Source organism: Massilia sp. CFBP 13721, assembly GCF_014842025.1.
In the GTDB taxonomy this organism is placed as follows: Bacteria; Pseudomonadota; Gammaproteobacteria; order Burkholderiales; family Burkholderiaceae_D; genus Telluria.
Map to the genome: position 1 here is coordinate 1 of NZ_JACYUY010000008.1, position 25,475 is coordinate 25,475.

The 25,475-nt window shown below is 65.0% G+C and carries 23 protein-coding genes and 1 tRNA gene; 2 read left to right on the top strand and 22 right to left on the bottom strand.

The window, feature by feature from the left end; genetic code table 11:
- Positions 1-557: 557 nt before the first annotated feature.
- The 6 genes from IFT60_RS09525 to IFT60_RS09550 all read right to left on the bottom strand — a co-directional run bounded on the left by IFT60_RS09525 (position 558) and on the right by IFT60_RS09550 (position 7,782).
- A complete protein-coding gene (locus tag IFT60_RS09525; protein ID WP_192051734.1) occupies positions 558-2,798 on the bottom strand; it encodes a carboxy terminal-processing peptidase in 2,241 nt (746 codons plus the stop codon).
- A gap of 157 nt (positions 2,799-2,955) precedes the next feature.
- Positions 2,956-3,474: a hypothetical protein gene (locus IFT60_RS09530; RefSeq protein ID WP_374001138.1), complete on the bottom strand. Its 519-nt coding sequence runs from the start codon at positions 3,472-3,474 to the stop codon at positions 2,956-2,958.
- A 51-nt stretch (positions 3,475-3,525) separates the two neighbouring features.
- On the bottom strand, positions 3,526-4,077 hold the full coding sequence (locus IFT60_RS09535; RefSeq protein WP_192051736.1) for a thymidine kinase: 552 nt from the start codon (positions 4,075-4,077) through the stop codon (positions 3,526-3,528).
- A 65-nt stretch (positions 4,078-4,142) separates the two neighbouring features.
- Entirely contained in the window at positions 4,143-4,706 is a 564-nt protein-coding gene (locus tag IFT60_RS09540) for a sugar O-acetyltransferase (protein WP_192051737.1), read from the bottom strand.
- Between the two features lies 1 nt (position 4,707).
- Positions 4,708-6,942, bottom strand: coding sequence for a penicillin acylase family protein (locus IFT60_RS09545; protein ID WP_192051738.1), 2,235 nt, complete (start codon positions 6,940-6,942; stop codon positions 4,708-4,710).
- Positions 6,943-6,990: 48 nt separating this feature from the next.
- A complete protein-coding gene (locus IFT60_RS09550; protein WP_192051739.1) occupies positions 6,991-7,782 on the bottom strand; it encodes a hypothetical protein in 792 nt (263 codons plus the stop codon).
- Positions 7,783-7,960: 178 nt separating this feature from the next.
- Here IFT60_RS09550 and IFT60_RS09555 point away from each other — a divergent pair.
- Positions 7,961-8,047 (top strand) — tRNA-Leu (locus IFT60_RS09555).
- A 75-nt stretch (positions 8,048-8,122) separates the two neighbouring features.
- Here the strand turns inward: IFT60_RS09555 and IFT60_RS09560 are convergent.
- A complete protein-coding gene (locus tag IFT60_RS09560) occupies positions 8,123-8,356 on the bottom strand; it encodes a hypothetical protein (RefSeq protein WP_192051740.1) in 234 nt (77 codons plus the stop codon).
- A gap of 97 nt (positions 8,357-8,453) precedes the next feature.
- Here IFT60_RS09560 and IFT60_RS09565 point away from each other — a divergent pair, with 97 nt between their 5' ends.
- Positions 8,454-8,633, top strand: a complete 180-nt coding sequence (locus IFT60_RS09565; protein ID WP_192051741.1) for a hypothetical protein — start codon at positions 8,454-8,456, stop codon at positions 8,631-8,633.
- On the opposite strand, the gene IFT60_RS09570 is transcribed toward IFT60_RS09565, so the two are convergent.
- From IFT60_RS09570 to IFT60_RS09640, 15 genes are all read right to left on the bottom strand, one after another.
- Complete coding sequence (locus IFT60_RS09570; RefSeq protein WP_192051742.1) at positions 8,630-8,944, bottom strand: hypothetical protein; 315 nt, start codon at positions 8,942-8,944, stop codon at positions 8,630-8,632. The two genes, IFT60_RS09565 and IFT60_RS09570, sit on opposite strands and share 4 nt — an antisense overlap.
- Positions 8,944-9,306, bottom strand: a complete 363-nt coding sequence (locus IFT60_RS09575) for a hypothetical protein (RefSeq protein WP_192051743.1) — start codon at positions 9,304-9,306, stop codon at positions 8,944-8,946. Before IFT60_RS09575 ends, IFT60_RS09570 begins: the two co-directional genes overlap by 1 nt.
- A complete protein-coding gene (locus tag IFT60_RS09580) occupies positions 9,303-9,809 on the bottom strand; it encodes a glycoside hydrolase family protein (RefSeq protein ID WP_192051744.1) in 507 nt (168 codons plus the stop codon). Before IFT60_RS09580 ends, IFT60_RS09575 begins: the two co-directional genes overlap by 4 nt.
- Positions 9,806-10,078 carry an HP1 family phage holin gene (locus tag IFT60_RS09585; RefSeq protein WP_192051745.1) on the bottom strand — a complete coding sequence of 91 codons (273 nt, stop codon included), beginning with the start codon at positions 10,076-10,078 and terminating at the stop codon, positions 9,806-9,808. Before IFT60_RS09585 ends, IFT60_RS09580 begins: the two co-directional genes overlap by 4 nt.
- A gap of 70 nt (positions 10,079-10,148) precedes the next feature.
- Complete coding sequence (locus tag IFT60_RS09590) at positions 10,149-10,406, bottom strand: pseudouridine synthase (protein ID WP_192051746.1); 258 nt, start codon at positions 10,404-10,406, stop codon at positions 10,149-10,151.
- A 3-nt stretch (positions 10,407-10,409) separates the two neighbouring features.
- On the bottom strand, positions 10,410-11,696 hold the full coding sequence (locus IFT60_RS09595) for a phage head spike fiber domain-containing protein (protein WP_192051747.1): 1,287 nt from the start codon (positions 11,694-11,696) through the stop codon (positions 10,410-10,412).
- Between the two features lies 1 nt (position 11,697).
- Entirely contained in the window at positions 11,698-12,330 is a 633-nt protein-coding gene (locus IFT60_RS09600; protein WP_192051748.1) for a hypothetical protein, read from the bottom strand.
- On the bottom strand, positions 12,327-18,107 hold the full coding sequence (gene gpJ / locus IFT60_RS09605) for a TipJ family phage tail tip protein (protein WP_192051749.1): 5,781 nt from the start codon (positions 18,105-18,107) through the stop codon (positions 12,327-12,329). Before gpJ ends, IFT60_RS09600 begins: the two co-directional genes overlap by 4 nt.
- Complete coding sequence (locus IFT60_RS09610) at positions 18,104-18,781, bottom strand: tail assembly protein (RefSeq protein WP_192051750.1); 678 nt, start codon at positions 18,779-18,781, stop codon at positions 18,104-18,106. Before IFT60_RS09610 ends, gpJ begins: the two co-directional genes overlap by 4 nt.
- Positions 18,782-18,819: 38 nt before the next feature.
- Positions 18,820-19,560 (bottom strand): C40 family peptidase, encoded by a 741-nt coding sequence (locus IFT60_RS09615; RefSeq protein ID WP_192051751.1) that lies wholly within the window; start codon positions 19,558-19,560, stop codon positions 18,820-18,822.
- A gap of 2 nt (positions 19,561-19,562) precedes the next feature.
- The gene (locus IFT60_RS09620; protein WP_192051752.1) at positions 19,563-20,252 is read right to left on the bottom strand and encodes a phage minor tail protein L; all 690 of its coding nucleotides are present in this window, start codon (positions 20,250-20,252) and stop codon (positions 19,563-19,565) included.
- Complete coding sequence (locus IFT60_RS09625; protein ID WP_192051753.1) at positions 20,249-20,584, bottom strand: phage tail protein; 336 nt, start codon at positions 20,582-20,584, stop codon at positions 20,249-20,251. The genes IFT60_RS09620 and IFT60_RS09625 overlap by 4 nt, the downstream gene beginning before the upstream one ends.
- Positions 20,581-24,720 (bottom strand): phage tail length tape measure family protein, encoded by a 4,140-nt coding sequence (locus IFT60_RS09630; RefSeq protein ID WP_192051754.1) that lies wholly within the window; start codon positions 24,718-24,720, stop codon positions 20,581-20,583. The genes IFT60_RS09625 and IFT60_RS09630 overlap by 4 nt, the downstream gene beginning before the upstream one ends.
- A 3-nt stretch (positions 24,721-24,723) precedes the next feature.
- Positions 24,724-25,020 carry a DUF1799 domain-containing protein gene (locus tag IFT60_RS09635; protein ID WP_192051755.1) on the bottom strand — a complete coding sequence of 99 codons (297 nt, stop codon included), beginning with the start codon at positions 25,018-25,020 and terminating at the stop codon, positions 24,724-24,726.
- 14 nt (positions 25,021-25,034) lie between these two features.
- On the bottom strand, positions 25,035-25,457 hold the full coding sequence (locus IFT60_RS09640; RefSeq protein ID WP_192051756.1) for a phage tail assembly chaperone: 423 nt from the start codon (positions 25,455-25,457) through the stop codon (positions 25,035-25,037).
- Positions 25,458-25,475 lie beyond the last annotated feature (18 nt).

The following is a 25,475-nucleotide window of genomic DNA, read 5'->3' on the forward strand; positions in this document are numbered from 1 at the left end:
CTTTTAGAAAGCGGACATTTTAACTTTGCCAAAAGCGGACATTTCTAATTTGCCTTTACACACCCTACGTACTGCGCGATGCGGGCGTTGCGGCCCGCATTGCGATCACCGTAGGGCGGGCATGCCCGCGTGCGGCGCATGCAAGTCGTCACCGCACGCCATGGCCACGAACGAAGAAGCTCCCGAAGTAACACGGTTGCATGTTGAAACGTTCTTCGCGGACATCCAGGTATGCATTGGTACGACCGCGTGGGCGGAGCCTACCCTGCATCTTGCGCGATGCGGGAGGCAGCGGCCGCATCGCGCGATACGTAGGGTGGGCTCTGCCCACGCGGACCAACGGATGCATGTCGACACGTTCATCGCGGACGCCCGGGTATGCATGGTACGACCGCGTGGGCGGAGCGGTTCGACGCCCGGCCCACCCTACGCGCGATGCAGGCGCCACGTCCTGCATCGCGATCACCGTAGGGCGGGCATGCCCGCCGCGACCGCACGCCGCGGCCACGGACGAAAAAAAAGCTCCCGAAGGAGCTTTTTTTGACGATGCAAAAACCTTATTCAGGCTTCGCGCTCGCCATGTACGGCATCGTGCGCGAGGCCATGCGCGTATCGGTTTTGAGCATGCCGGCTTCGTCGGCCAGGATATGGGCGGCTTCCTGCAGCAGCACGTCCTTGGCATCCTTGGCCGCCTTTTCCGCCGCGATCTCGGCCGACAGCGCGCGCTCGTCGCCTTGCAGGCCATCGTCGCGCAGTGCATTGCGTGCGGCGACGACCGCCTTGGCTGGACGGGTTGGCTCGGGCACCTTGCTGCGCGCTTCCTTGCCGCCCGGCGCCGCGACCGGTTCGTCGACGCTGCCCTTGGCGGCTGCCAGGCGTGCTTCACGCATCTTGGCGCGGGCGTCCTGGGTGTCGCGCTCCTTGCGGCGCACGGCTTCGTTCAGCGAGATCGCGTTTTCCTTGCGCAGCTTCATGACTTCGGCGATGTCTTCGCGCAGGTCCTGGAACTCCTTGTCCTTGGCGATGCGCGCCTCGTGGCGTTTCTGCAGCGGCGCCACCAGTTCCTTCAGGTCGCCGCTCGGGATGTAGGTCGCCGGCTTGATCGACACCCATGGCAAGGCGTTGTCGAACGAGGACTCGCCGAAGCTGTCCGGATCGGTGGTTACCGGCAGCTTGATGTCGGGCGTGACGCCGCGCAGCTGGGTGGTGCCGCCATTGATGCGGAAGAACTGGGCGATCGTCATCTTCAGTTCGCCGTAGCGCACTTTTTCCGACTGCGAGAAGCGGTCGAGGTCGATCAGGGTCTGGACCGTGCCCTTGCCGAAGCTCGGTTCGCCGATCACCAGGCCGCGGCCGTAATCCTGGATCGCGGCGGCGAAGATCTCCGACGCCGAAGCCGAGCCGCGGTTGATCAGGACGCCCATCGGACCGTCCCAGGCCAGGCCGGCCTGGGTGTCGCTCTCGACTTCGACGCGCCCTTCGGCGGTACGCTGCTGTACCACCGGACCCTTGTCGATGAACAGGCCCGTCAGCTCGACCGCTTCGGTCAGCGAACCGCCGCCGTTGTTGCGCAGGTCGATCAGCACGTTGTCGACTTTTTCCTTTTTCAGTTCGCCCAGGATGCGGGCGACGTCGCGGGTCGCGCTCTTGAAGTCCTTGTCGCCCTTGCGGCGCGCTTCGAAGTCCTGGTAGAAGGTCGGCAGCGAGATGATGCCGATGCGGCGGTTCACGCCGCCTTCCTTGACCTGGATGATCGACTTCTTGGCGGCCTGCTCTTCCATGCTGATTTTCTTGCGCACCATCGAGACGGTGACGTGCTTGGCGTCGACGCCGGCGTCGCCCGGGATCACGTCCAGGCGCACGGTCGAGCCCTTCTCGCCGCGCACCAGCTGCACCACGTCGTCGATGCGCCAGCCGAGCACGTCGGTGAAGGCACCGGTGCCCTGCGCCACGCCGACGATGCGGTCGCCCACCTTCAGCTTGCCGGACTTGTCGGCCGGGCTGCCCGGCACGATTTCGCGGATCACCGTGTAATCGTCGCGCGTCTGCAGCACGGCGCCGATGCCTTCCAGCGACAGGCGCATGGCGATGTCGAAGTTGTCGGCCGAACGCGGGCCGAGGTAGTTGGTGTGCGGCTCGATCGCGGTGGCGTACGCGTTCATGAACATCTGGAACACGTCTTCGTTGTTCAGCTTTTTCATGCGCGAGACGTAGTTATCGTAACGCTTGTCGAGCGTCTCGCGGATGCCCTTCTCGTCCTTGCCGGCCAGTTTCAGGCGCAGCCAGTCGTTCTTGACGCGCTTCCTCCACAGGTCGCGCACTTCGTCCTCGGACTTCGCCCACGGGGCTTTTTCGCGGTCGAGCTGCAGCGTTTCGTCGACCGTGAAGTCGAGTTTCGTCTTGAGCAGGCTGCGCGCGTAGTTCATGCGCTCGGCAAAGCGCTGCTGGTAGAGGTTGTAGATGGCGAAGGGCTGGGTCAGGTCTTCGTTGTTGATGGCGTCATCGAACTTGGTGCGCATCGGCGCGAAGCGGTCGAGGTCGGCCTGGGTGAAATACAGCTTCTCGCCGTCGAGCGTCTGGAAATAGTTGTCGAAGATTTTTTCCGACATGGCATCGTCGAGCGGCGTCGCCTTGTAGTGATAGCGCCCGAGCACGCGCGAGGCCCACAGCGCGGCTTGCGTCTGTGCGGCGATGGGTTTCATCTGGGTGGATGCGACTTTTTCTGGCTGTGCGGTGACCGCGTGCGTCGACAGGGCGCAGGCGGCGGCCAGGGCGACGATCAACATCTGCTTCTTCATTAGTCGTTCTCCGAACGTGAACTTGGGTATCGTACCGAACGCCGGATACTCATGGTATCGACGGCGTGCGAACTCATTCTACAGGAACGCGGGCCCGCGTCGAGTCGGCTCACGCTGGGCGGACTGACAAGATTAAGGATGGCTTAAGCCGGCGTGGTCAGCCTCGCACCAGCCTCAGTATCGCGTCGTGCCAGAAGTAAAGGCCGCCGCCCATGCCGAGCACGACGATCCAGGGCCAGGAACGCACGGCCAGGCGCCAGTCGACCGGCGACGGCCAGAACGACAGGAATTGCGGAGCGAGCAAGACGGCAAGCGCCAGGTCGAGCGGCGCGAAATGCCAGCCGGGGCCGGTGCGCCAGGCGGCCACCGCCAGCGGCAGCAGCAGGATCAGCAGTGGCGCCAGCGCCGCCGGGGCCGCGTTGTACCAACGCAGGTTGGCAAAGGTAACGGAACCGAGTTCCCACACCTTGCCCTTACGGCGCGGAAACAGGCTGATATTGGTCGGCTCGGCATTCGTCAGCAGGCCGACACCGAAGTGCGCCAGCTCGTGGCACAGGGTGCCGGGCGCGGTCAGCAGGAAAAAGGCGGGATGCCTGCCGGCCAGCATCCAGAACAGAAAGGCGACCGCCATCGACGGCACCAGGTAGAGCAGGATGTCCGCGCTGCCGCATAGCACACCTGGCAATACGCTAGTGCATGCCGGCAGCACGCTCGCCATCGAAATGCTTTAACGAGAATAAAAACAGCGGCCGCAGGCCTGCCGATAACTTTCGTTGCCGCCGATACTGACCTGCTCGCCTTCATGGATGCGCCGGCCGGCCTCGTCGACGCGGATATTCATGGTCGCCTTCTTGCCGCAGGTGCAGATGTTCTTGATTTCCTCGATGTCGTCGGCCAGCGCCAGCAGGTAGGCCGAACCGGGGAAGGGGTCGCCGCGGAAATCGCTGCGCAGGCCATAGCAGATCACCGGCACGCCGCGCACCTGGGCCAGCTGGTGCAGCTGCTGGACCTGCTCCTTGGTGAGGAATTGCGCCTCGTCGACCAGCACACAGGACACCTTGGGCGCCGCGGCCAGGAAATTGGTGCCGGCGTCAAAGGTATCGACCTGGCGCTGCGGACCGAGACGCGAGGTGATCAGGCCGACGCCGTAGCGGTTGTCGATCACGGCCGTGTAGAGCTTGACCTGCTGGCCCTGCTCTTCGTAGTTGTGCGCGACCTGCAGCAGCGCCGTGGATTTGCCGGCGTTCATCGCCGAATACCTGAAATAGAGTTTTGCCACTGCCCTGCCCGTGCACCAAATGAGAATCGCGAAATTATAGCGTGCGCGCTGGCCGCCGCGCCAGCTCAGCCGTTGACCTTGGGAGCGACGATCCGCGCCGGATTGCCCGCGACGGTCGCCCCGGCCGGCACGTCGCGCGTGACCACGCTGCCGGCGCCGACGATCGCGTCGTCGCCGATCGTCACCCCCGGCAGGATGATGGCGCCGCCGCCGATCCAGACATTGCTGCCGATGGTGACCGGGATGCCCGATTCCAGCCCGCTGCGGCGTACGGCCGGGTCGCGCGGATGGTCGGCCGTGTAGATCTGCACGGCGGGGCCAATGCGGGTTTCCTCGCCGATCGTGACGCGCACCACGTCGAGGATCACGCAGTTGTAATTGATGAAGACGTTCTTGCCGAGGTGGATGTTGCTGCCGTAATCGCAGTAGAACGGCGGACGCAATATCGCCCCCTCCCCCACGCCGCCGAGGCGCTCGCGCAGCAGCGTGCCCCAGACATCGGCGGTCGCGCCTTGCGCCGCGTTATAGCGCGCCATCCAGGCCGCACAGGCGGCCAGCTCGGCCTGGATTTCCGGGCAGCCGGCGTGGTACAGCTCGCCGGCCAGCATTTTTTCCAGTTCGGTTTTCATGTCATTTCCCCGGGTGGTACTCGCGCTCGAGCTGCTTGCGAATGTCTTCCTTGTAGAACAGCACATCCTTGAATTCCCCACGGCTGTACATCTCGGCCTGGTCGGCAAAATGCTTCGAGGCTGGATTGCCGCTCTGCCCACCGGCCAGGATGCTCCTCGCCCTCACCTTCGGCCCGAATTCGACGGCGGCGACGAAGCTGTTGCCGCGGTCGCCGTAGATGCGTTTGGTCTTTTGTTTGGCCACCATGCCGAACGACGCCAGCGAACCCCAGGTCGCCGACGTAAACGCCACCGGCCAGCTTGGCTTGCCGTCGTCATATGCCTGGTCGACGTCGCCGCTGATGCGCTGGAAACGGTTGATCTCGCCCCACGGGGTTTTCCAGGTGCCGAAGTCGCGCGTCAGCTTCGCGCTGGCGCGGGACAAGGCCTCGAGGCGCTCGTCCGCATTCAAGCGGGTGCTGATGAAATCGACCGTCGGCATGTTCGCCGCCCGTGCCCGTGGCGCGTTGGCGGCCACCATGTCCTGGCCCCAGTAGACGGCCAGCGCGGTCGGCACCGAGTTCGCGGCGAAACGCAGGTCCCAGCCGCGCAGGCTCGCCACCTGTTCGGCCAACTGCGCCTTACGCGCGTCGCCGGACGGCAGCGCATCGAAGTCCCTGGCCAGCTGCGGCACCAGCGGCTCGAAAGCGGTGAGATAGCTGTCGTAGGCGGCGGCAATCAGGCTGTCGAGCGTCAGGTTCCTGGCATCCTTCAGCACCCGTTCGGCGTGGATGCCGCGCGCATTTTCCGGCAGCGACCACATGTAGTCGGGATAGTCCTTGCGCTTGGGGCTATTAGCGCCGGATGCGCTGAAGGGCCAGTTGTTCGTGTTCGAGATATAGCCGCTGGCCGGGTTAGTCAGCGTGATCGTGTCCTTGACGTCGTGCAGGCCCTGCCATTCGGTGGCCGGGTTGCTGCCGTCGACCGGCTTGGACCAGTCGAACTTCGTGTCGCGCTTCGGGATGAAGTTCCCGTGGAAGTAAGCGATGTTGCCGTCGGCGTCGGCATACACGGTGTTGTTCGAGGAATTCGTGCGCAACTCCATCGCCTGGTAAAAAGCGGCGTAGTTCTTCGCCTTGGTGCGCGAATACGACTGGGTCAGCGCCTTGACCGGCTCGTCCATCATTTTCACGGCGACCCACTTGCCGTTCTCGCCGCGCACGATCGGTCCGTGGTGGCTGAAGTACGCCGTCACGCTGCGGCTGCCCATGCCGCCATCCGGCTTTTTAAAGGGCAGCGCGATCGGCACGGCGCGCAGCGCGCGCTCTTCCTTGCCGTATTTGTAGAAGAATTTACCCTGCCGTTCGACCACCGTTTCCAGGTATTCGTCGATCACGTCACCGCCGCCCGAGGTATGCATCCAGCCGGCGCGCTCGTTGAAGCCCTGGTAGATGAAGAACTGGCCCCAGGTCACGGCGCCGTAGGCGTTCAGGCCCTGTTCGCTGGCCATGTGGATTTCGGGGCGGAAGTAGAACGAGGTGTGCGGATTGATCAGCAGGAGCGGATGGCCGGAGCGCGAGAGCTTCGGCGCGATCGCAAAGCCGTTCGAGCCGCGTGGTTCTTCATCCTTCACGTTACGTGTATCGGCCAGGGTCGGTTTCAAGGCCTTGCCGTAAAACGCTTCCAGGTCTTTCAGCTCGATCGATTCGATGTCGCCGCCGATGCTGCCTTCGCTGAACGACAGCGCCATCCAAGGCTCGAAACGGGTCAACAGCTTGGGCTTCACTTCCGGGTGCGTGTGCAGGTAAAAATTCAGGCCGTCGGCAAAGGCAACCATCAATTCCTGCAGCCAGGCCGGGCTGGCCGCATACTTGGCCTGCATGTCGCTTGGTGTGATGTACAGCTTCATGCGCAGGTCGCGCCAGACTTCCTTTTCGCCCTCGACTTCGGCCAGGCGACCCATCGCATTGATGTAATTGAGCTCGACGCGGTTGAAGTCGTCCTCGGCCTGGGCATACAGCATGCCGAACACGGCGTCGGCGTCGCTCTTGCCGAACACGTGCGGGATGCCCCATTTGTCGCGCATGATCGTGACCCGGGCGGCCGTGGTTTGCCAGCGCGCCAGTTCCGTGGCGTTCGACGCGGTGCGCGCCGTGGCCGTGACATTCGCCGGGGCGCTCTTCTGCTCGGCCAGCGCCGGTGACGCGGCAATCACCAGACCGGCCAGGGCGATTGCTACAGAACGGGACAGGATCATGCGGAGTTCTCCGTGCGGTTATCGTTATCGTTATCGGCTCACATCAACTTAGCCTGCGTTGGCCAGCTTCTGCTTGAGGATCTCGTTTTCGGTCAGCAGCGTCGCCATGCGGTCCTTCAGCGCGGCGATTTCTGCTTTCAGTGCGACCTTTTCGTCGATCGGCTCGCCGTCCGGCCCGAGCTTCTTCGGCTTGGTCGCCGACTTTTGCTCGCGTACCTGGCGCGCCGCCTGCTGCAGTTCCTTGCGCCCGCCAGCCACTGCGGCGATCTGTTCCGATTCCGGCAGCGAGGCGACGTTCGCCGCCGCGTTGATCGAGATCGTGCCCGAGCGCACCGCTTCGACCAGCTGCGGCGTGGCCGCCTTCTGGATGCGTTCGATCTGGCTGATGGTATTGCTCGACACCCGCGCCGCCTTGGCGACTTCCTCGCGCGTGTTCCACGGCGGCGGCGGGCGCGGGTCCATGTCGTCCGGGTTCGGCGCCGGCGGCTCGTCGGCCATCTTCTGCGCCATGCGCGCGGTGACGATTTCCTTCTTCTTCAGCGCCAGCAGGCCGCGCTGGAAATCGGACACGCTGCGCCGCGCCAGGTGGTTGTCGATCATCCACAGCATGACGTCTTCGATGGTCTCGAAATTGTTGTTGTGGACGGTGCGGAAGGGGATGCCGTTGCGGCGGCAGATCTCGTAGCGGTTGTGGCCGTCGATGAGGACGTCGCGCCACAGCACGAGGGCGTCGCGGCAGCCCTCGGCCAGCAGGCTGCGTTCGAGCGCGGCGTATTCGATCTCGCTCAGCGGATCGACAAAGGCGCGCAGTTGGTCGTTGATGATGATATTCGTGGTCAATTCGGGTCCTTGTGCTTCTCGTTCAGGCGCGTGCGTCGAAGCCTCCGTGGCTCTTCTGCGCCGGGGAGCATGCTACACCATTCGATGGCTGGGCCATAGACCCGGCCCAGGCCGCCGCGCTTACAATCTTGCACTTTTGACCCGCCCCGGCACGCCTGTGCTAGAATCCTGCCGCGCTGCCCCGATGGTGAAACTGGTAGACACCCGGGACTTAAAATCCCGTGCTCGCAAGGGCGTGCCGGTTCGATTCCGGCTCGGGGCACCACTGTTTATGCGGCTCTCGCAAAACGAAGCGCAATTCTTCAGTTCCGCAAAATACACGCAGTTCCGCAAAAATCTTTCACGCGCCGGGCGGGAGGCGTGGAAACTCCTTCACGCACGGCTCATCCTTGAGCTTCTCGCGCAGGGTGTCGAGGATCGCGCCCTGCGGGCCAGGCAGCGTGGTCAGCATGCGCTGCAGCTGGTCGGCGTAGAGCAGCGTGGCGCGCATGCGCTTGATTTCCCACAGCAGCGCACGGACGTCGGGCGAGTCCGGATTGCGCCCCTGGATCGCGCGAAGTTCATCCGTGGGCAATGGCGGCTTGAAACCCATGAGGCACCTATACTGTATATTTGCACAGTATAGCAAGGCCGAACTGCTGAGCGTCAAAACCTGCTCGGCGCATGCTGGCATGATGCTGCCTATGGACAAGCGAACCGACAAAGCCACCGCCACCGTCATCGATGAGGCGCTCCGTTTGCGAGCGGCGGCCGGCGTCGGACCGGCAGCCACCTACCTCTACACCCGTTGCGTTCCGGTCTGGATCGCGCACCGCGTGCTGGTGCGTCCGCCGCGCCGGCGCCGCGGCTAAACGCCCTTCACCTTCTCGACGGTGCGCGAACACCCGGCAATCACCACCTCGAGCTTTGTGGCGTAGCCCTCCCATGCCGCAGCGTCGATCAGTGCGGCTTGCGCCGCCGCCTTGTCGCCCGGGTAGGTGCCGGCGCCGAACGTACTCACCGGGCGCGCCGGCACCGCGCCGACGCAGCCGACTGCGACCGGTACCGAGATTTTCGGCAGCGGCGAGCTCGTACAGCCGGCCAGCACCGCCACCACCAGGGCGCAGGCGCAGCGCCCAGCTGCAGGCGCGACCGAAAGCTGCAGGTGGCGCAGGCTCGGCATCACCACCGCCCCCACGCTTCGCGCATCACCCCGCCGCAGTCCGGCGCTTGGCTGGCGGCGACGGCCGCGCCGCGGCTCTGCGCCCGCGCGATCACGGCGGCGGCAAACTTCTCGGCAACCTCGCGGCGCCCGTCGGCGGCCACCTTCTCGGCGCCCAGCTTGTCGACGGCGGCGCTCTGCTCGAGCAGGCGGGCTTCGACAGCGACGCGCTTCTCGCGCTCCGCGGCCAGCGCGCGCAGGTGCGCAGCATCCAGGCGCCAGCCGTTGGCCACGGCGCCGGCGGCAGCAGCGCTGGCCAGCGCCAGCACCAGGGCGGCTAGGCCGGCGGCAAGCCGGTACTTCGTTGGGATTAGGTCGATCATTGCGCCTCCATGCATTTCTTGTGGCGTGCCAGCTGGCGGGTCCACACGCCTGGGCAGGTGCGGTTGCCCGGCGTCGAGCAGTCATAGCCGTCGGACTTGCGATACAGCAGCAGTGCGTCGCAGGCGGCGCCGTACTGGCCGGCCAGCAGCTGGCGGCGCATCGTCGACGCGCGCCAGGCGCCGGTACCGTACTGGTAGACCCAGTCCATGTACAGGTCGTACTCGGCCTGGTGCAGCTCCACGCCAGGGATCGACGCGCGAAACGCGGCCTCCTCCTTCGACAGGTGCGCGGCGGCGCGCTGCACTGCGCGCACGGGCGTGATACGGTCGCCCAGTTGCACCGGTGCGCCGTCGTCGCGGAAGGTCGACCCGAAGCCCACCGTCGGGCGGTCGTTCTTCGTCGGCACCACCGCGGCCTCGGTGTATCCCTCGCTGGAAATGATCCCGACGAAGGCGGACGCGCTCAGGGCCAGAGCCGCCGCCAGGATGCGCGCGCGGCTCACGGCTTCAGCCCCAGGGCCGCCAGCCGCGCGACTGCCTCGCGCTCGGCCAGGTCGGCCAGGTGTGCCTGCTGCTTGACCAGGTGCGCCTGCTGGTCGGCCAGATGCCGCTCGCGTGCGTTCTTCTGGCGCGTGTACCAGACGTTGAGCACGAGCGTGAGCAGCGCCGTGACGATGCCGGCCACGACGCCCCACTGGGAGAGGGTCAGCGCGCTGCCGATGGTCAGGCCACTGCCGGCGTAGGTGGTGGCGTCGAGGGGAGTTACTTTCATGGTTGCCTTTTCATTGGGCGTAAAAAAAACCGCTCGAGGCGGCTGGTCTATTGGTTGGTGCTGGCGCGGCTCAAGCGCGCTCGGTCGGCGGTGGTGACTGGTACCGCTGCCCTTCCTTGATGTGCGCGTTGACGCAGTGGTTCGGGCCCTGGAACGGGTGGAAGATCGCGTCAATCACCACCTTCCAGAACTTGTACGGGTAGCGGTGCCCCAGCCGGCCGCAGCGCGCTGAAAGCGTTTCATCAGGCCAGCCGAACAGGATCGTGTTGACCATCTGGTCGAGGCCGATTGCGACATTGCGGACATACTCGAGAGGCGTCATTTTCATTTATCAGACTTCCTTAAAAGTGATGCTGGTGGTGTAGCCGGCGGCATACTTCATGCCGATTGCACTGCTCTTGGACCTGGTCGCGTAGACCATGTAATCGCGCTCGCGCGCCGGGTCGGGATCGTTCGGGAAGACGCTCAGCAGCAGCGGATACACCGCGCTGTTGCGCGCCATGGCGGTCAGCGCGGCGCGATCGTCGGCCTCGAAATAAGACAGATCGATGCTGACCTCGTCCGAGATGAACCCGACTTTGCCGCAGGTGTCCCCGCCGCCGGTCTGTAAGTTCTCCGACCCGTCCAGCACCGTGACGGCCGCCGACGCGGCGTTGTACTTGGGCGACCAGTACGGCCCGGCCACCATGCTGCAGGCCTCGAGGTAGCCCTGCACGTTGTCCGGGTCGTTGATGTCGACCGCCAGGCCGCGCGCCTGCATCTCGGCCGGCAGCCAGTGGCGCGCGTAGGTGCCGCCGCCGTAAGCGTAAGCGCTCGCCGCCTGCGCCGCGGTAAAGCCGCGCAACTTGGTCGCCGGCCACGGGCATGCCGGTGCCCAGCCGCTGTCGTAGTCGTAGCTCTGCCAGGTGTCGATGTAGCCGGCCGGGCGCGTCGCGGCGGAGGCGCCGGTCGGGTAGTAGCTGGTGCACGTGCCGCCGGTCTCCAGCTGTGCGCCCCAGATCTGGATGTCACGTGCGTTGGTGCCGCTGCCGGTCGAGACGGCGAAGATGTTGTTACTCGATACTTTGCCCACCGCCTTCAAGCGTTGCCAGGCGCCGCTGAGCGTGAATACCTGGTCGACGCCGCCGGCGGAAACCGCAATCGTCTGGCTGGCAGTGCCCCTTACCCAGATCGATCCGGAGCACAGCACGCCAGCACCCAAGCCTGCAGCCTGCGAAACTGCCTGCCCGGCGCCGGTGAACTGCACCCGACACGCCGTGTTCGAGCCGTCTGGCGCCGGGCCATAGTTCGCCGTAAGCGTGATGCTTGGCTTGGACCAAGCACCATTGGCGAAGTCCGAGCTATAGCGCACCAGGTTCGTGGCCGCAGCCTCCTCGCTCACGCGCACGCGCATCATCACAGTCGGCGACCAGTTGCAGAAGGCAAAGCCCGCGAACTGGATCGGCTCGGGCGTGGCGAACAGCGCGGTGATGCGCGCGCTGGTACCGGTGGCGCGCCAGAACGCGGACTTCTTCCAGTTCACCAGGTTCGACGCCGCCAGCGCGCCGGCGGTGCTTGAAGCGGTGAGCGACGCCGCGCGCTCGAGCGCATTGTCGGAAACGATTCTCAGGTTTGGCATGCTATTCCGTTAGGGTGAGATTGAGTTGCGCGGCCATGGCCCGCATATCGATGCGCATGTCGGCGGTGATCGCGGCGATCTCAGCGCCTTCAGCCGCGTGCCGCACGTCCTCTTTGTTCATGAGGCGCAGATCGCGCACCTCGTCGAGGATGTGCATCCAGCCGTCGGCGGTGGCCAGGATGTCGTCGGCGGCCTGGCGGTTCGTCCAGCCGTCGCGCCATTTCGCCATGGCCCAGCCGGCCACGCCGCGCGGTGCGCCGGCACCGCCCTCCTCTTCTGGGTAGCCCGCTTCACGCCATGCGCGCGCCTGGGCCTCGACGCGCCGGTACTCTTCGGATTGCATGGTCATGCGGTTGACGACAGCCAAGCGCAAGCTTTCGGCAGCGGCGTCGATCGCCGTGATGGCCTGGGCGCGGATCTGTGCGAGCGGTGCTGTCTCGATCCACTTCGGCACCTCGTCGATCAGGTGCAGCACTTCGGTCGGCGTCGACTGCTCGCTCCAGTCGATCGGGCCGGGCAGCCCGATGTAACTGCGGCCGGCTTCCATGAAATTGCCCTGATACGGACGCTCGACGGCCAGGCACTGGGAAACGATTCTCGTGTCCGGGTCGAATTCGGCGAAAAATTCAATCATATGGATCCAAAATTGGCGGTACTCGTGAAGGACGCTGACGCGGTCAACCCGTTGGCGTCGGTGATGGTGCCGGTGATGCGGACGCGCGTGGAGGCGTTTGTGCCGTTGGCCGAAACGGAAACGGTGTCGGTGCTCTCTCCCGAAATGAAGGTGCGCGCAGCCGCACTGCCCTCGATGTCGGTCACGGTCCACGAAAAACTGCGGTAGGGGAGCTTGCCGCCGCTTCCGATGATTTGCCGGCTACCCAGCGAGCGCGAGCCGTTTGCGCCAGATGACGTGATGGGGCCACCTGATAACGACGCCGTGAACGCCGCGAACGTCGGGCTGATGATGATCGGGCTGGTAAGGGTCAGCTGTCCGCCTAGCAGTGTCAGACCAGGCGCATAAATATCGCCATTGGCATTTACCTGCAAAAACCTGTTGACATTGAAGTTCCCGAGCATCAGGCCTTCTGCGCTCAGATAAACAAGGTCTCCACCCGGCCACTGCCCGAACCCAGCCGCGTTCGCGCTTTTGACATAACCACCCTGGGCGAAAGTGATCGCCCCGAACGATCCGTAAGCGGCCGACAGCTGGCCTGCGAACCATGGGGCGCCGCCGGCGGCATCAAGCTGGAACGTCAGGTTGCCAGCTTGGTTGTAGGACACCCAGCCGCGCTGTGTTTGTGCGCACCCATAACCGCCCGAGCGATAACCGTTGGCGTCCACGGTAAGCGAGCCGGAGATGAGCGCGCCGGCGCCGGTCATGATGTTGGCTGCAGATTTGCTGACCTTGTCAGGCAAGGCGTTATTCGCCATAAGGCCAGAGTACGCCCAGCCGACGACGGTTTGCGCCTCGGTGTCACCCACCTTGGTGCCAGCGGGTGCACCCATCGTAGCGCCGCTCTGGAAACGGGAGATGCGCAGGTTGCTCGCACGCGCCGAACCAAAATTACTGCCGCCATCAATCTGGAGCCAAGGCGTGATGCAGTATGCTCCGGCGGGCATCACGATATAACCGGAGCGCTGTGCCCAGCTGGAACCCGGCGGGCTGGAAAGGGAGCTTGCGTACCAGATAATCGTTCCGTTCCGGTCGTAGACAAACGCACCGAACCGCACGCTGTAAGGCGTGGTTGAAGCGTCGATGTAGGCGTCAAAATACAGCGTCTCACCGGGGGTAACGGGAATTTTCGCCGCCCCTTCGTCGTGCAAACAGTCGCGCCCGGTGAATTGAAGCGCTTTCGTGAACGGCTGACCATCGACGTTGACCACGTAGCTACCGTTCGCCCACCCGTCAAGCTGCCCATCGTCGAACCGACTCTTGCGCAACAGGTTATTGCCATCATCTGGCCGGCCCGCAGTACCTGCCCATGTGGACTTTGTCGCCGCCACATTCGCCTTAGCGGTTGCATCAGCAGCAGCGGCATTGACGGCAGCCACGCGGGCAGCTTCAGCCTTGGCCGCCGCGTCTGCGATGGCGCGTGCCTCTTCGGCCGACACCTTCCCATCAGCATAGGCTGCTGCGTTTGTAGCGGCCAGCCCGGCTTGGGCTTGCGCGTACGTGGCAGCGGCATTGACAGCGGCGACACGAGCAGCTTCGGCTTTGGTCGCTGCGTCTGCGGCAGCGGCTGCAATGGCCTCGCTGTTCTTCGTCCCCGGTGCTTCAAAGCCCGGTTGCAGGCCGGTGGGCGTCAGGATGTCCGGGCCACCAGGCGCAGCAATGACCAAGTTCGTAGCGCGCGCAGCGCCCGTATTGGCCACCCGGAACGGCGCGGCGGCGAACGTGCCGGCGCCAGCCCACTGGTTGCCCGCAGCGTCCACGTGCCAGCTCGTCGCACCCGTGCCGATGTCGATACTGCCGCCGGTGATCTGCCCCAGATTCGCGACAATGGCCGACAGCGTGCCGACCTTGAGGGACGACCAGTACGGAATCGACCAGGTAACGGTATCGTTTGCCGGGTTGTAAATCCCATCCGTCTGGTACATGAACTGCCCGGCGGCGAGCGCAGGAACCGTTTTCGTGTACGTACCGGCCAGGCCGCCGCTGTTGGCCGCTGGCACACTGGTTTTACCGGCCGTTGGCGCCGGCGCGGTCGACGTGCTGGCGGTGGTGGACGCGCAGTATGCCGTGACGTAGCTCGCGCCCTCGGCGCCAGTGATGCTGGTACCGGCGCGCGCCTTCGACAGCGAGAGTTGCTTCTGGATCGTCACGCCACCGTACACGGCCTGCAGCGTCGCCGCAGCTTGGTCGGCACTCATGGACACGACCGAATAGGCGCCCGCCGAGGTGATCGAGACGTCGCAGCCGACCTCCGAAAACACCGAGTACGCCACGCCAGCGCCGGTTTTGTCGGCCGTGCCCTGATACACCTTGAACGTGCCGCCGGCAGTATCGAACGACGAAACGACGCCCGCACTGGTGGCGGCCAGCGCGGTCGATTCGTTGGTCAGGAAGCCGACGATCGCATCATCGCCATCGAGACCATCGGCGCCGCCGGTCACCTGCACCAGCGTGATTTCGTCGAGGTAGACCGTCCCAGCCATGGTCGACTGCACGCGGAACACGCGCGCGGCCGTGAAGGTGCCCGAGTCAACGGCATACGTGGCCGAGGTGGCGCCGGCGATGTTAACCCAGGCCGCACCGGTCCAGTATTGCCACTGGTGCGCGCTGGCGGCGCCGCCGTATGGCGTGGCCGTCAGGGTGATGGATGCTGGAGCGAACACCGCTGCCGCATTCGCCCGGCTGAACACCTGGCCGCCAGTCGTCGAGATCTCGACGTACATGGCGACGCCCTGCGAGCCGTTCAGGCCAGCCGAGCCGGCCGCCGTGATAGCCGCGCTGCCCCAGTTGAATGCCGTTGCGGCGGTGGCGGCGGAATCCGTCACGCGCACCGTGGCCTTCCACAGCGTATAGCCAGGCGATGGAGACGTGCCAGGCGTCAAAGACCAGTTTGCTGGTGCCGCACCAAAAGCGAAGCCCGCCCAGGTGAGCGTGCCCGTGCCGACTGGCCCAGCCGGAATCGTGGCAGCCCACTGGAAGACGGCCACCTCGTACGACTGCAGACCATCCAGGCCCTTCGCGCCGTTCTGCACGCCGTCCTCGATGACTGCGTTCGTGTAGGCGACCGGCGAAGTGATTGCGGCAACGGCGGCAGACAGCGGGACGGCGGCGGCGAACAGCCTCCAGCCGGGCGTGCCAGGATTGGCGGGGGCCGGGTTTGCCCAGCCGTCTTGACCGGTATAGCCGGAGTTCGTGAGGCTCGCCCAGATGAATGTGCTTACTCCAGTTGGCTTAGCCGGCGCGACCGGCGCCCACTGGAACAGCCGCGCAACCTGAGTTTTCAGGCCATCCGCGCCAGCTGCTCCATCACGGCTCTTGCCGACCTTAAGCGGGCGAGCATACGTGCGGCCGAACGAGGTCACACTCGCGGTCACCTCTGCCGAGGCGGCCGACATGTTCGCGAACGTGAGTTGCGCGGTGGTCGCAGTTTTGTTCGTCAGGGTGCCGCCGACGCAGGACCATGTGACAGGCCCGGTGAGCGCGATCAGCGTCGCCGAAAACGTAATTACGCCAGGCGTGGTTTCGCCAGCTTGGTTCGTGTGGAAGCCCGGAGCATCGGAGGTCAACAGGACATCTGCATTCTTCGACGCCCCGTCCTTCGCGATCTCGACCGCCACCGACAGCGTTTCGACCGACGTTACCCCGATCGAGTTCACCGCCGCCATTTTCGCGACGAACGACCCTGGTAGCACGTCCTGCACATCAAGAGTGGGGCTTGGCTGACGCGGGATAGCAACCCAGTTGTCGCTGCCGCGGCGGTACGCGCCCTCGTAGGCGACAGCACCCGGTACCGGCGCGCAGCTGACCTGCAGGGCCAGCTTCTGGACGTCGTCCAGCGACACCGTATAGCCTGCGAGCGTCACTGACGCTGGCGGCGCCTGGCGGCTGACATCGAGCGCTGTCTGCGTGCGCGGCACAATGGCCGTGCCGTTCTCGACGAAGTCGAACTTGCCAGTCTCGTGTTGGATCGCGGCGATCGAGAAGGTCGTTTCATCCTTTTCGGCGACCGACAGCACGCGGAACAATGGCGCCGACAGCTCGGTGCTGTCGACCGACCATACCGACTGCGCCTGTGGCAGGACGGACCAGGCCAAGGTAACCGTGACCGAGTCGCCGGCCACGCTTTGCACGGCGCGGGTTTCGCTCTGGCCGGTCGGGAGAATGACGGTCAGGTTATCGCCAGCCTTCACCAGCGGCGCCTTGTCCAGCACCACCGTGCGGCCAGTTGCCGAGTGAATGCGGCCGCCGGTGCGGCGCCCCATGCGCGACGGATCGGCGATGCGCACGATCTGGCCGGGCAGCGCGATTGCGCCGTCCATGCCGACGTCGAACGACAGTGCTTCGGTTTCCAGGCGCGAGGTGGCCAGCGCCCAGCGGCCGGCGCGCTGCGCCTGGCCCTGCGACGTGCAGCCGAACGCTGTCAGCTCGGTCTGCTGGATGCCGTAGCGTTTGATCCCCTCCGGGTCCTCGACGTACTCGACCTTCGGCTTGTAGAAGTCGGCCGGGTCGTTCCAAGTCACCACCGCAGTGGTAAAGCGCGTGCCTTTGCTGCTGCCGGCGCGCGTGAACTTGCCGCCAATGACGTTGGCCGCGGTGTACACGTAGACCGGATCGGTCGGCATGTCGGCGGACGCGATGATCGTGCCGCCGCCCCAGTACGAAATGCCACGGAAGATCGAGGCGATATCCTGCAGGACAGCATAGGCCTGCTTGCGGGTTTGCAGGTACAGGTTGCACGTGAAGCGCGGTTCGGTGCCGCCCTTCCCGTTCGGGACCATCTGGTCGCAATACTGGGCGATGCGGTACAGCGACCACTTGTCCAACTGGGCCGCCGTGATGCGGTCGCCCAGACCATAGCGCAAGTGCAGCGCGAGGTCGCGGAATACCCACGCCGGATTGTCGGACCAGGCCGGCTTGAATGTGCCGTCCCAGACGCCGATGTACACGCGGGTGACCGGATTGTAGTTGCTCGGCACCTGGATGATGCGCCCGAACATGTCGTAGGCGCGCGTCGGCACCGACTGAAATGCCTTCGCATCGACTTGGATACCCACGATGGCGGACATCGGGTAACGCAATTTCGCGTCGATCACCTCGGTGAAGCTGATGATGCGGGTCTTGTCGACGATGTTGACGACGCTCGAATCCGGGGTCAGACGCGAGACGCGGATTTGCCAGCCGCTGGTTGCGCGCGGCAGATCGATACGTGCGCTGCGCTGGTACGCGCTCATGGTCTTGCCGCTGAAGCTGTTCGACAGGACAGTCTGGTATGCCGCGCCGTCCGTCGAGAGCTCGATCCGGTAATCGACCCTGGAGCCGCCGACGTCGCCGTTCGAGGTATCGGCCTTGTACAGCTGGTCGACGCCGAGCGTGATGCGAACGGCGGAGAGCTCGGTATTGCCGATCGCGCGCACCCATGGCGTGCCGAATTTCAGCTCAACGCCGACGGAGACTTCGCTTTCGACGTCAGGGAAGCCGGGAATGAAGTCCTGGTCCTGCGTGCCGGTGCGGAAGTCGACCGTGACGCCAGCAAAATTCGGAGTGCCGTTGGCGTTCTGCACCGGGGTGCCGTTGAGGAACACCGACTCGACACCATTGGCCAGGCCGAGGATCTCCCCTTCGGACACCAGGTCGAGGACGCGCGCGTACGAGGTGCTGTGCAGGCTGTCCGGCGCTTCGTAGTGGGTGTGCGACGAACCGCCGCCCTTGCCGCCGCCGTAACCGATGATGTCGCTCATTGCTGGTCCTCGTAAAACTCTTTTGCTTTTGGAATTGGGTTCCGCGTGGCCGGCGCGCCCACGTAGGCCTGCTCCTGCGCGACGATGCCGGCGGAAATCACGGCTGAGCCGACGATCATCCGGCCATAGAGGACCGGGACCGCTCCACCCTGGATTGTCGTGTTGACGGCGCCGGAGAAGTTATATGAAGCGCCGTTTTCGGTACTGGCCGCTGCGGCCGAGCCACTCTGCTGCGGCGACAGCGCCTGCACGACGCCACCCACCATGACGGCCACGCCGTAACTCGAGATGGCACTGCCGACGGTGAATCCGACGCCGCCGAGGGCCGTGAAGGCGGTAAAGCCGGCAACGGCCCAGCCTGCGACGACCAGGGCGGCGCCGAGCAGCAGCGTGCCGAGCAGGCCCGACTTGGCACCGGCGATGACCGGAGCGATGCGGATGTCCTGCGCGCCGCCCGATAGGGCCAGCTCGTCCTTGCCGATGTTCTGCTTGCCGAGGAAGCACGCGTAACGCACGCCGCGCTCGCGGCTGGTCATCAGCTCGCGCTCGAAGCCGGGCACGAGCACGCACAGCGCGCGGATCGCCTCGGCTGTGTTCTCGACCGCCAAGCGGTGCACGCGACCGAACTGGGCGCCCAGCTTGCCGTACAGGCGAATGGTGCGAAGATTTTCCATAGGCTCCAGAAATGAAAAAGCCCGCTTTCGCGGGCCTGTCAGGTTTGCGGTTGATGCCGCAGAATCGCTCGGGTGCTTTCCTGATACCACCCGCCGTAGAGGTCTCGGCTCGACAGCCGGCCGTGCATGTGGTGCAGCATCAGCCCGTCGCCGATGTAGATGCCGGCGTGGTTCGGTACGCCGTTCTTGGCGCGGATCTGCATCAGGATGACGTCGCCGACCTCGGGCACCGCGCCGTCGGCAAGCTTCACGAAGCCGGCCTGCGGAAAGCCTTCGGTGTACAGGTCGGATTTCCCGTCGTTCCACCATTCGTCCGCGCGCGGGAACTGAGGCAACGCGATGCTGCGCTCCTGTGCGTACCAGTCGACGATGAGCTGGTAGCAGTCCAGCACGCCGTGCGAGAACTGGCGACCGACCAGCGGCGCCCGGTAGCCGGAAGGCTCGATTGTCACCATCTCGCCGGCGGCCGGCGCGCCGTCGACCAGGTCGACCCGCACGATATGCCAGGGAACGCCGGATGCCTCGCACGACACCAGGTCGGCCTGGCTGGCAGCCGCCGGCGCGCCCGGGTGGGAATGGACGACTGCCAGGATATCGCCGAGCGTCTCCGCAGCGGCGTATTCCTCGGCCGGCAAGACGAAGTGTTCGGTACCTTGCGCGGCATTCGTGCATGGGAGGTAGCGCTCGCGGCCCTTCACGACCAGGACGAGCCCACAGGCCTCGCGGGGGAACTCCTTTTCGGCATGCGCGCGGATCGCGTCGATAGTCTCGGTTTTCATGATCAGGATTGGATAAGGGCCGCGGCCGGGAAGCCGCCGAAATTGAGCACGCTGCGGGCGCCGAAGCGCACCTTGCAGCTGCTCAGCCGCTTCGAACAAACGTCGAGCGCCGGGTCGGTCACAGCCTGGTCGTTGACGTTGAACTTGGCCGCGCCGACGTAGCCACAATGCGCCCCGCGGTATTGCCAGGCGCAGAGGTTGGCGATGATCTGCCGACGCGGCAGCATCACCTCTTGGAAGTCGAGCGCGCTTTTCAGTTCGAACTCGACAACCTCATTCGTTTCCGACGTCTTCTGCTCGATGAACCACACCTCGAGCGGGAATTCCTGATCAGGATCCGCTGTCGGGTTGCCGTTCGCGAAATTGGCCGCGTCCAGGTACTGGCCCAGCGTGACGTGCCTGGTGAGCTTGGCGCCGACCAGGTCGTCCAGAGTGATGCACAGCGCCGAGATCGAGCCGTCGACGTTGCCAACCGAAAGCCGGGGCGTTGGCTGCTGCCCCTCGCTGGTCTTGGCGAAGCCTTCCGCCTCGATCGGCCAGGGCGTGTAATCGTTGCCCTGCCAGCGGATCGTGCCGGCCTGCTGGTAACCATGGAACCGGAGCAGGCCGCCGCCGGCGATCGCGGATGCATCAAGCTCGTATAGCGCGACGCGTGCGCCCGGCTCCAGGCCTTGGATGTCTGCTGTGATCATGGTTGGAAGGACTGCTCAAAAGTTGCGGTTAGCTGCCACATATCGCCGCCAAGGTGCTTGGAGTCGTACGATGCGCATTTGTAAAACCCCTGCGCGCCAAGTGGCGGCGTCCAGTAGAACGATTGCCAGCCGCCGCAGGTGTCGAGGAAAGCAGTTATCGGCGCAATCTTGCTGGCCGCGCCGGTGAACGACAGCGGCCAGGATTGCGATTTATTGTTGATGCCGTCGGCGGCAGTTTGCTGATAGCCGTCGCCGAACTGCGCCTTGAGCACGCGGAACGCGCTCGTGCCCGACGGTCTCGCGTCGTGCTTCCAGGTGAACGTCGTCGTCATCCTCTCCCCATCTTCATATTCCAAATCAGGCCACCCTGCCGGCTTTCGCGCACGATGACCTCTTTCGCCTTGGACGCGATCATGTCGGCCAGCGCACGGCCGGCGGCACTTTGATCGCCGGTTGTCGTGCTTGATGCGCCCCCTGCGGTCACCTGCACATTCGTCTGAATGGTGATGGGCGATCCACCGCCGGCGCCGATCATGTGATTCGGCGTGATCGCGCCGGTAGAGGATGGAGTGAAGATTTCCGGCCCCTTCTCGCCGACCAGGTACGACAGGCCAGAACTGACCGGCCCGCCGGCGGCGCGCGCGCCCGAGATGCCGAAGGCCGACATGAACGCCGACGTCCAGCCGCCACCGCCGCCGGAGCCGATCGACCCCAGCAGCGATGACGCGACACTGCTCAATGCCGATTTCGCCTGAATGCGCGCGAAATCGGCAATGATCGAGGTGGCCAGGTCCCGGAAGTTCAGCTTGCCAGTGGTGACGAAGTTGGCGAACGCGTCCTCCGCGCTGCGCAAGCCGTTCGTCAGCGCATCCCCGACCATCCCGCCAACGTTTGTAGCCTCCTCGCCGTATTGCTTCAGGGAGAGGCGGAGATTGACGTATGGGTCACGCGACTTCGTGAAGCCGTCACGCTCGGCGGCCGAGCCAGCGCGGATTGCCGCCGCCTGGTCCCGGTAAATCTGAGCAAGCGCGCTGCCAGGCTGGATCGCCTCCAGAGCAGCTGCGGCCTCGTCCTTGAGGTCGGCAATATTCGCAACGCGCTGCTGCCGCAGTTTCGCCGCCTCAGTGCCAGTGAGGCCGATCTCCTCGTTGTATTCCCGCTGAACCCTGACGTTCTCCAGCAGGCTGGTGCGTTCAGCCTGGGCGGACACGATGCCCGCCGAATACAGCTGGCTCGAATCGTCGGCCCGCCTACGCCGCGCAGCCTCCAGGTCGAGATCACGCTGCTCCTCTCGGTTCCGCCGCTCCGCGCGGTTCACGGCAATCTGGCCCTCAAGATCAGCCTGCTCGCGCTGACTGTTTATCTTGGAGCGGACCAGGCCCAGCTGATCCTGCAGGAGTCGCTTTTGCCGATCCAACGCAGAAACTTCGATCGCCGCGGTCTTGGTAATCGCGTCGTCTTCCGAGATGGCGCCCAGGGAGCGCTGCGCCTGCAGGCGCGCCAGCGCGCGCTGGTCGAGCGTGTTTTCGATCTCGGCGCGGTTGCGCAGGGCTGTAATGCTGGTGTCGATACCGGCCGTGTAGACGTCGTTATATTTCCGGCGAACGACCAACAGGCGAGTCTGAATTTCCTCCTCGCTGAGCCCGTTTGCGCGCCCCTCGGTTTCCGAGGCGGCCAGATCGCGTTTCAACTGGTCCTGGCGCGTGAGAAGGATGTTCTGCTCGCTCAGCCAGCGCTTCCGGACCTCTTCGGCCTTCAGTGCCTTTTCTTGCGCGGCGCCGGCCGCCACCTCGCTCGCCATGCCCGACTGGAGCTCTTGCCGGCGCGCCAGCAGTTGCGCAATGTCCCGCCGCAGTTCATTCGCGATACTGGAGTCGCCGTCGCCGCTGGACTCCCGCTGCGCCAGGCCGCTCTGCTTTAACGACAAGATGTTGTTGATGCGCCCGATTTCTTCGTTCGGCGTTTCCTTCCTGCCGATATCGAGGATGGCGTCCCAGCCCTTTTTCGCCCAGGTGGAGATATCCATCCAGCCGCGCTTGAGCGCCCCCATGTTTTCGAGGACTTTCTTGTTGCGCTTCTCGAATTCTTCGGCGTAGGTGCTTTGCGCCAGTGCAGCGGCGTCGTTCTGACGCCCCTCGTCCTGCAGCGCCTTCACTTGGGCATAGGTCGCTGCCGTGACGAAGTGGTACTTCTCACCCAGCTTTTGCAGCGCCTCGAGCGGCGCCCGGCGCAGATCAGCGAACTCGGCCGCAGTGTCCTTCACGGCCTTGTCGAGCACCCGCTCCGTCTCCACCGCAACGGCGGCGAAGCGCTGAAGGTTTGCTGACGAGACCGCGCCAGTGTCGACAAGCACCTGAAGCGCTTCAGCTGCGGCACCCTGCGTGTTCTTCGATACGTCGGAAATTCCGCGCGCGGCATCCATCAACTGGTTGATCGACGTGCCGGCGGCGTTGTTACTGAGGACGATGGCTTGACCAAACGCCTTGGCCTCATGCGCACCTTCGCTGTACGCATAGGCTAGCGTGCCGACGGCTGCGGCGGCAACTGTAACCGGGGTGATCATGCCCAGCACCGTGCTGCCGATTGCCTTCGCAGCACCACCAAAGCTACCGAACATGTCGCGCAGCTGGCCACCCTGCTGAAGAAACACAGTCAGCGGAGCCTGCCCGCCCTGCAGGCTGACCACGATGTCGGTGATCTGGGCCGGCGTCTGGCGCAGCGCAGCGTTTAGTGCCGCGGCTGACATCTCTCCGTTGCGCAGCCCCTGGTCGGCAGCCCGCAACTGGTTGATGAACGGCTGTGCCCGACTGGTGACGCCCATCTGGGCGGCCTGCAGCTCGAGCAACTCGATGCGGGTTTTGCCGAGGGCAGCCGCCTGCTGCTCAAGGCCTCGAATGAACGAATCCTTGCCGGCCTGGACCTGGTCAGCCTCACGCTGCGCCTGGGCTGTCGCCTTGGCCGCCGCCGTCACCTGCTCCTGCGCGGTGCGCATGGCATGCAGTTGAGCAATCAGCGGGTCGGCCGACGCCGTCAGGCCCATTTGCGCAGCGCGGTAACGCTGCACTTCTTCGATCGACAAACCGAACAGAGCGATTTGCTCTCGCAGGCCAGCCAGGAAGCTGTCCTTTCCGGCCTGCATCTGCGTTGCCTCACGCTGAGCCTGGTCGGCGGCGCGCGCGGCGGCGGCCACCTGCTCCTGCGCCACGCGCATCGCATGCAACTGCGTAATCAGTGGTTCGGCGGCTGTCGTCAGCCCCAGCAGTGCTGCGTGGTGCCGCTGCACCTCTTCGGTGGAGCGGCCGTACAGCGCAATCTGTTCGCGCAAGCCGTCAAGGAAGCTGTCACGCCGCGACTGCGCCTGGGCAGCGTCCTGCTGCGCCTGGGCGGCGGCGCGCGCGCTTGCGGTGACCTGGTCCTGCGCAGTCTGTAGGGCGCGCATTTGTGCAATCAGCGGCTCAGCGGCGCTTGCCGCGCCCATCTGGGCCGCGCGGTACCGCTGCACCTCGTCAGCCGACTTGCCGAAAAGTGCGATCTGTTCGCGCAGGTTTGACAGGAAGCTGTCTCGGGCGCCCTGGGCCTGAAGGGCATCTTTCTGCGCCTGGGCAGTCAGACGTGCTGCGCCGGCGGCCTGCTCATGAGCGTCACGTAGCGAGCGAAGCTGGGCGATCAGCGGTGCGGCGGCGGTGGCGGCACCCAGCTGCGCCGCCCGATATTCGAGAATGCCCTCGGTCGACCGGCCAAACAGAGCGATTTGCTCGCGCAGACCATCGAGGAACGTGCCCTTTGCCGATTCGACCTGCGCGGCCTCGCGCTGCGCTGCAGCTTGCGCTCGCGCTGCAGCTTCCGCCTGGCCCTGTGCTGCCCGCATGTTCTGCAGTTGCAGGATCAGCATGGACGATTCTTGCGCGGCGCCAGCCTGGGCGGCGCGGTACCGCAACACCTCCTCGGTGGATTTGCCGAACAGAGCGATCTGCTCGCGCAGGCCCGAGATGAACGACTCCCGGCCGGCGTGCGCCTGCGCGAGCTCGCGCTGCGCGGCTGCCTGGGCTTTGGCCGACTCGGCAGCCTGCTGCTGCGCTGCCTGCTGGGTGGCGAGCGTGCGCGCTGCCTGGGCCTGGGCCTGCTCGACCGCGCGCAGTTGCACTAGGTATTGCTCGAGCACGGCCGGGTCGACGCCGCGCTGGCGCGCCAGCACCTCGTAATAGGCGCTACCCGTCTTGCCGCCCGCCTCCATCGCAGCCGTCGTGCGCTGGATGGAGTTGACCAGGTTGCGCTGCGCGACTTCGACGCTGCGCGCCGAGGTGCTTGCGCTCCCGCCAATGCCTTCCACTGCGCGGTCGGCCTGCTGGCTGGCGCGCTGCACGCTGCCGGCCATCGCTCCGGCCTCGCGAACGATTTCATTGAAACCGGTGCGCGCGCCTGTGGTGTTGACTTGTGTTTCAAGTACGACGGCGCGGGTTTCGCTCATGCTTTAGTCCTCTTCTCTCATGGCCGCCATCGCGGACGCTTCCATCACGCGCATATCCGACTCGATGTCGTCGTACTCGGCCGGAGTGAGCTTCATCCGGTCCATCTTGTGATACATGACGCTGTAGTCCAGCCCGACGATGCCCATGCCGGCGCCGCGCCACTGCGTCTGGATGTCGCATAGCAGGCGGAAGGAAGGCCAGTTCTCCGGCCAGACCTCGAAGCACTCGTCGGCATAGTCCTCGCGCGTCAGGCCGCTGGCGGCCAGTTCCTCATCGGATGGCGGCGCGGTAAAAAGCACCCGCGCCGCCTCTTTCAGTTTCCCTGGCGGCCTTCGGTGATCGCGTCGCGGTAGGTCGCGACAATTGCCGGAATGGCGGCCGGAACTTCCGCCACCAGCTGGACGACAGCTGCTTTGTCGAAGGGCATGTCGAGATCCCAGCCTTCGACGCAACCCATGATGTAGCGGACGCTCGTCTCGTCCTGGCGCGCCAGGATGTCCGATTCGGTCAGCTGCGGGATCGGCGCGTTGCCTTCGGCCAGCTTCTTGAGCTTGTCCATTTCGGCGGCGTCTTCGGCCTGAATCTCGGCGACGATGCCGTCGGTGAACTTGCCGAAGTCGGTGCGGTCGCGATATTTGTACGTCACGCCGATCTGACCCGGCTCGCCGTCCACCTGGAGGAACTTCACCGTGCGGACGAACGAAGTGGGCGGCTTGCCCAGAATGATTTTTGCCATTTTGTTTTGCTTTCAGTC

Excerpts from the sequence above, each read along its gene's own strand:
- IFT60_RS09525 (WP_192051734.1), bottom strand. The coding sequence starts at position 2,798 with ATGAAGAAGCAGATGTTGATCGTCGCCCTGGCCGCCGCCTGCGCCCTG.
- IFT60_RS09540 (WP_192051737.1), bottom strand. The coding sequence starts at position 4,706 with ATGAAAACCGAACTGGAAAAAATGCTGGCCGGCGAGCTGTACCACGCC.
- IFT60_RS09545 (WP_192051738.1), bottom strand. The coding sequence starts at position 6,942 with ATGATCCTGTCCCGTTCTGTAGCAATCGCCCTGGCCGGTCTGGTGATT.
- IFT60_RS09565 (WP_192051741.1), top strand. The coding sequence starts at position 8,454 with ATGATGCTGCCTATGGACAAGCGAACCGACAAAGCCACCGCCACCGTC.
- IFT60_RS09570 (WP_192051742.1), bottom strand. The coding sequence starts at position 8,944 with ATGCCGAGCCTGCGCCACCTGCAGCTTTCGGTCGCGCCTGCAGCTGGG.
- IFT60_RS09575 (WP_192051743.1), bottom strand. The coding sequence starts at position 9,306 with ATGATCGACCTAATCCCAACGAAGTACCGGCTTGCCGCCGGCCTAGCC.
- IFT60_RS09585 (WP_192051745.1), bottom strand. The coding sequence starts at position 10,078 with ATGAAAGTAACTCCCCTCGACGCCACCACCTACGCCGGCAGTGGCCTG.
- IFT60_RS09590 (WP_192051746.1), bottom strand. The coding sequence starts at position 10,406 with ATGAAAATGACGCCTCTCGAGTATGTCCGCAATGTCGCAATCGGCCTC.
- IFT60_RS09595 (WP_192051747.1), bottom strand. The coding sequence starts at position 11,696 with ATGCCAAACCTGAGAATCGTTTCCGACAATGCGCTCGAGCGCGCGGCG.
- IFT60_RS09600 (WP_192051748.1), bottom strand. The coding sequence starts at position 12,330 with ATGATTGAATTTTTCGCCGAATTCGACCCGGACACGAGAATCGTTTCC.
- gpJ (WP_192051749.1), bottom strand. The coding sequence starts at position 18,107 with ATGAGCGACATCATCGGTTACGGCGGCGGCAAGGGCGGCGGTTCGTCG.
- IFT60_RS09610 (WP_192051750.1), bottom strand. The coding sequence starts at position 18,781 with ATGGAAAATCTTCGCACCATTCGCCTGTACGGCAAGCTGGGCGCCCAG.
- IFT60_RS09615 (WP_192051751.1), bottom strand. The coding sequence starts at position 19,560 with ATGAAAACCGAGACTATCGACGCGATCCGCGCGCATGCCGAAAAGGAG.
- IFT60_RS09620 (WP_192051752.1), bottom strand. The coding sequence starts at position 20,252 with ATGATCACAGCAGACATCCAAGGCCTGGAGCCGGGCGCACGCGTCGCG.
- IFT60_RS09625 (WP_192051753.1), bottom strand. The coding sequence starts at position 20,584 with ATGACGACGACGTTCACCTGGAAGCACGACGCGAGACCGTCGGGCACG.
- IFT60_RS09630 (WP_192051754.1), bottom strand. The coding sequence starts at position 24,720 with ATGAGCGAAACCCGCGCCGTCGTACTTGAAACACAAGTCAACACCACA.
- IFT60_RS09640 (WP_192051756.1), bottom strand. The coding sequence starts at position 25,457 with ATGGCAAAAATCATTCTGGGCAAGCCGCCCACTTCGTTCGTCCGCACG.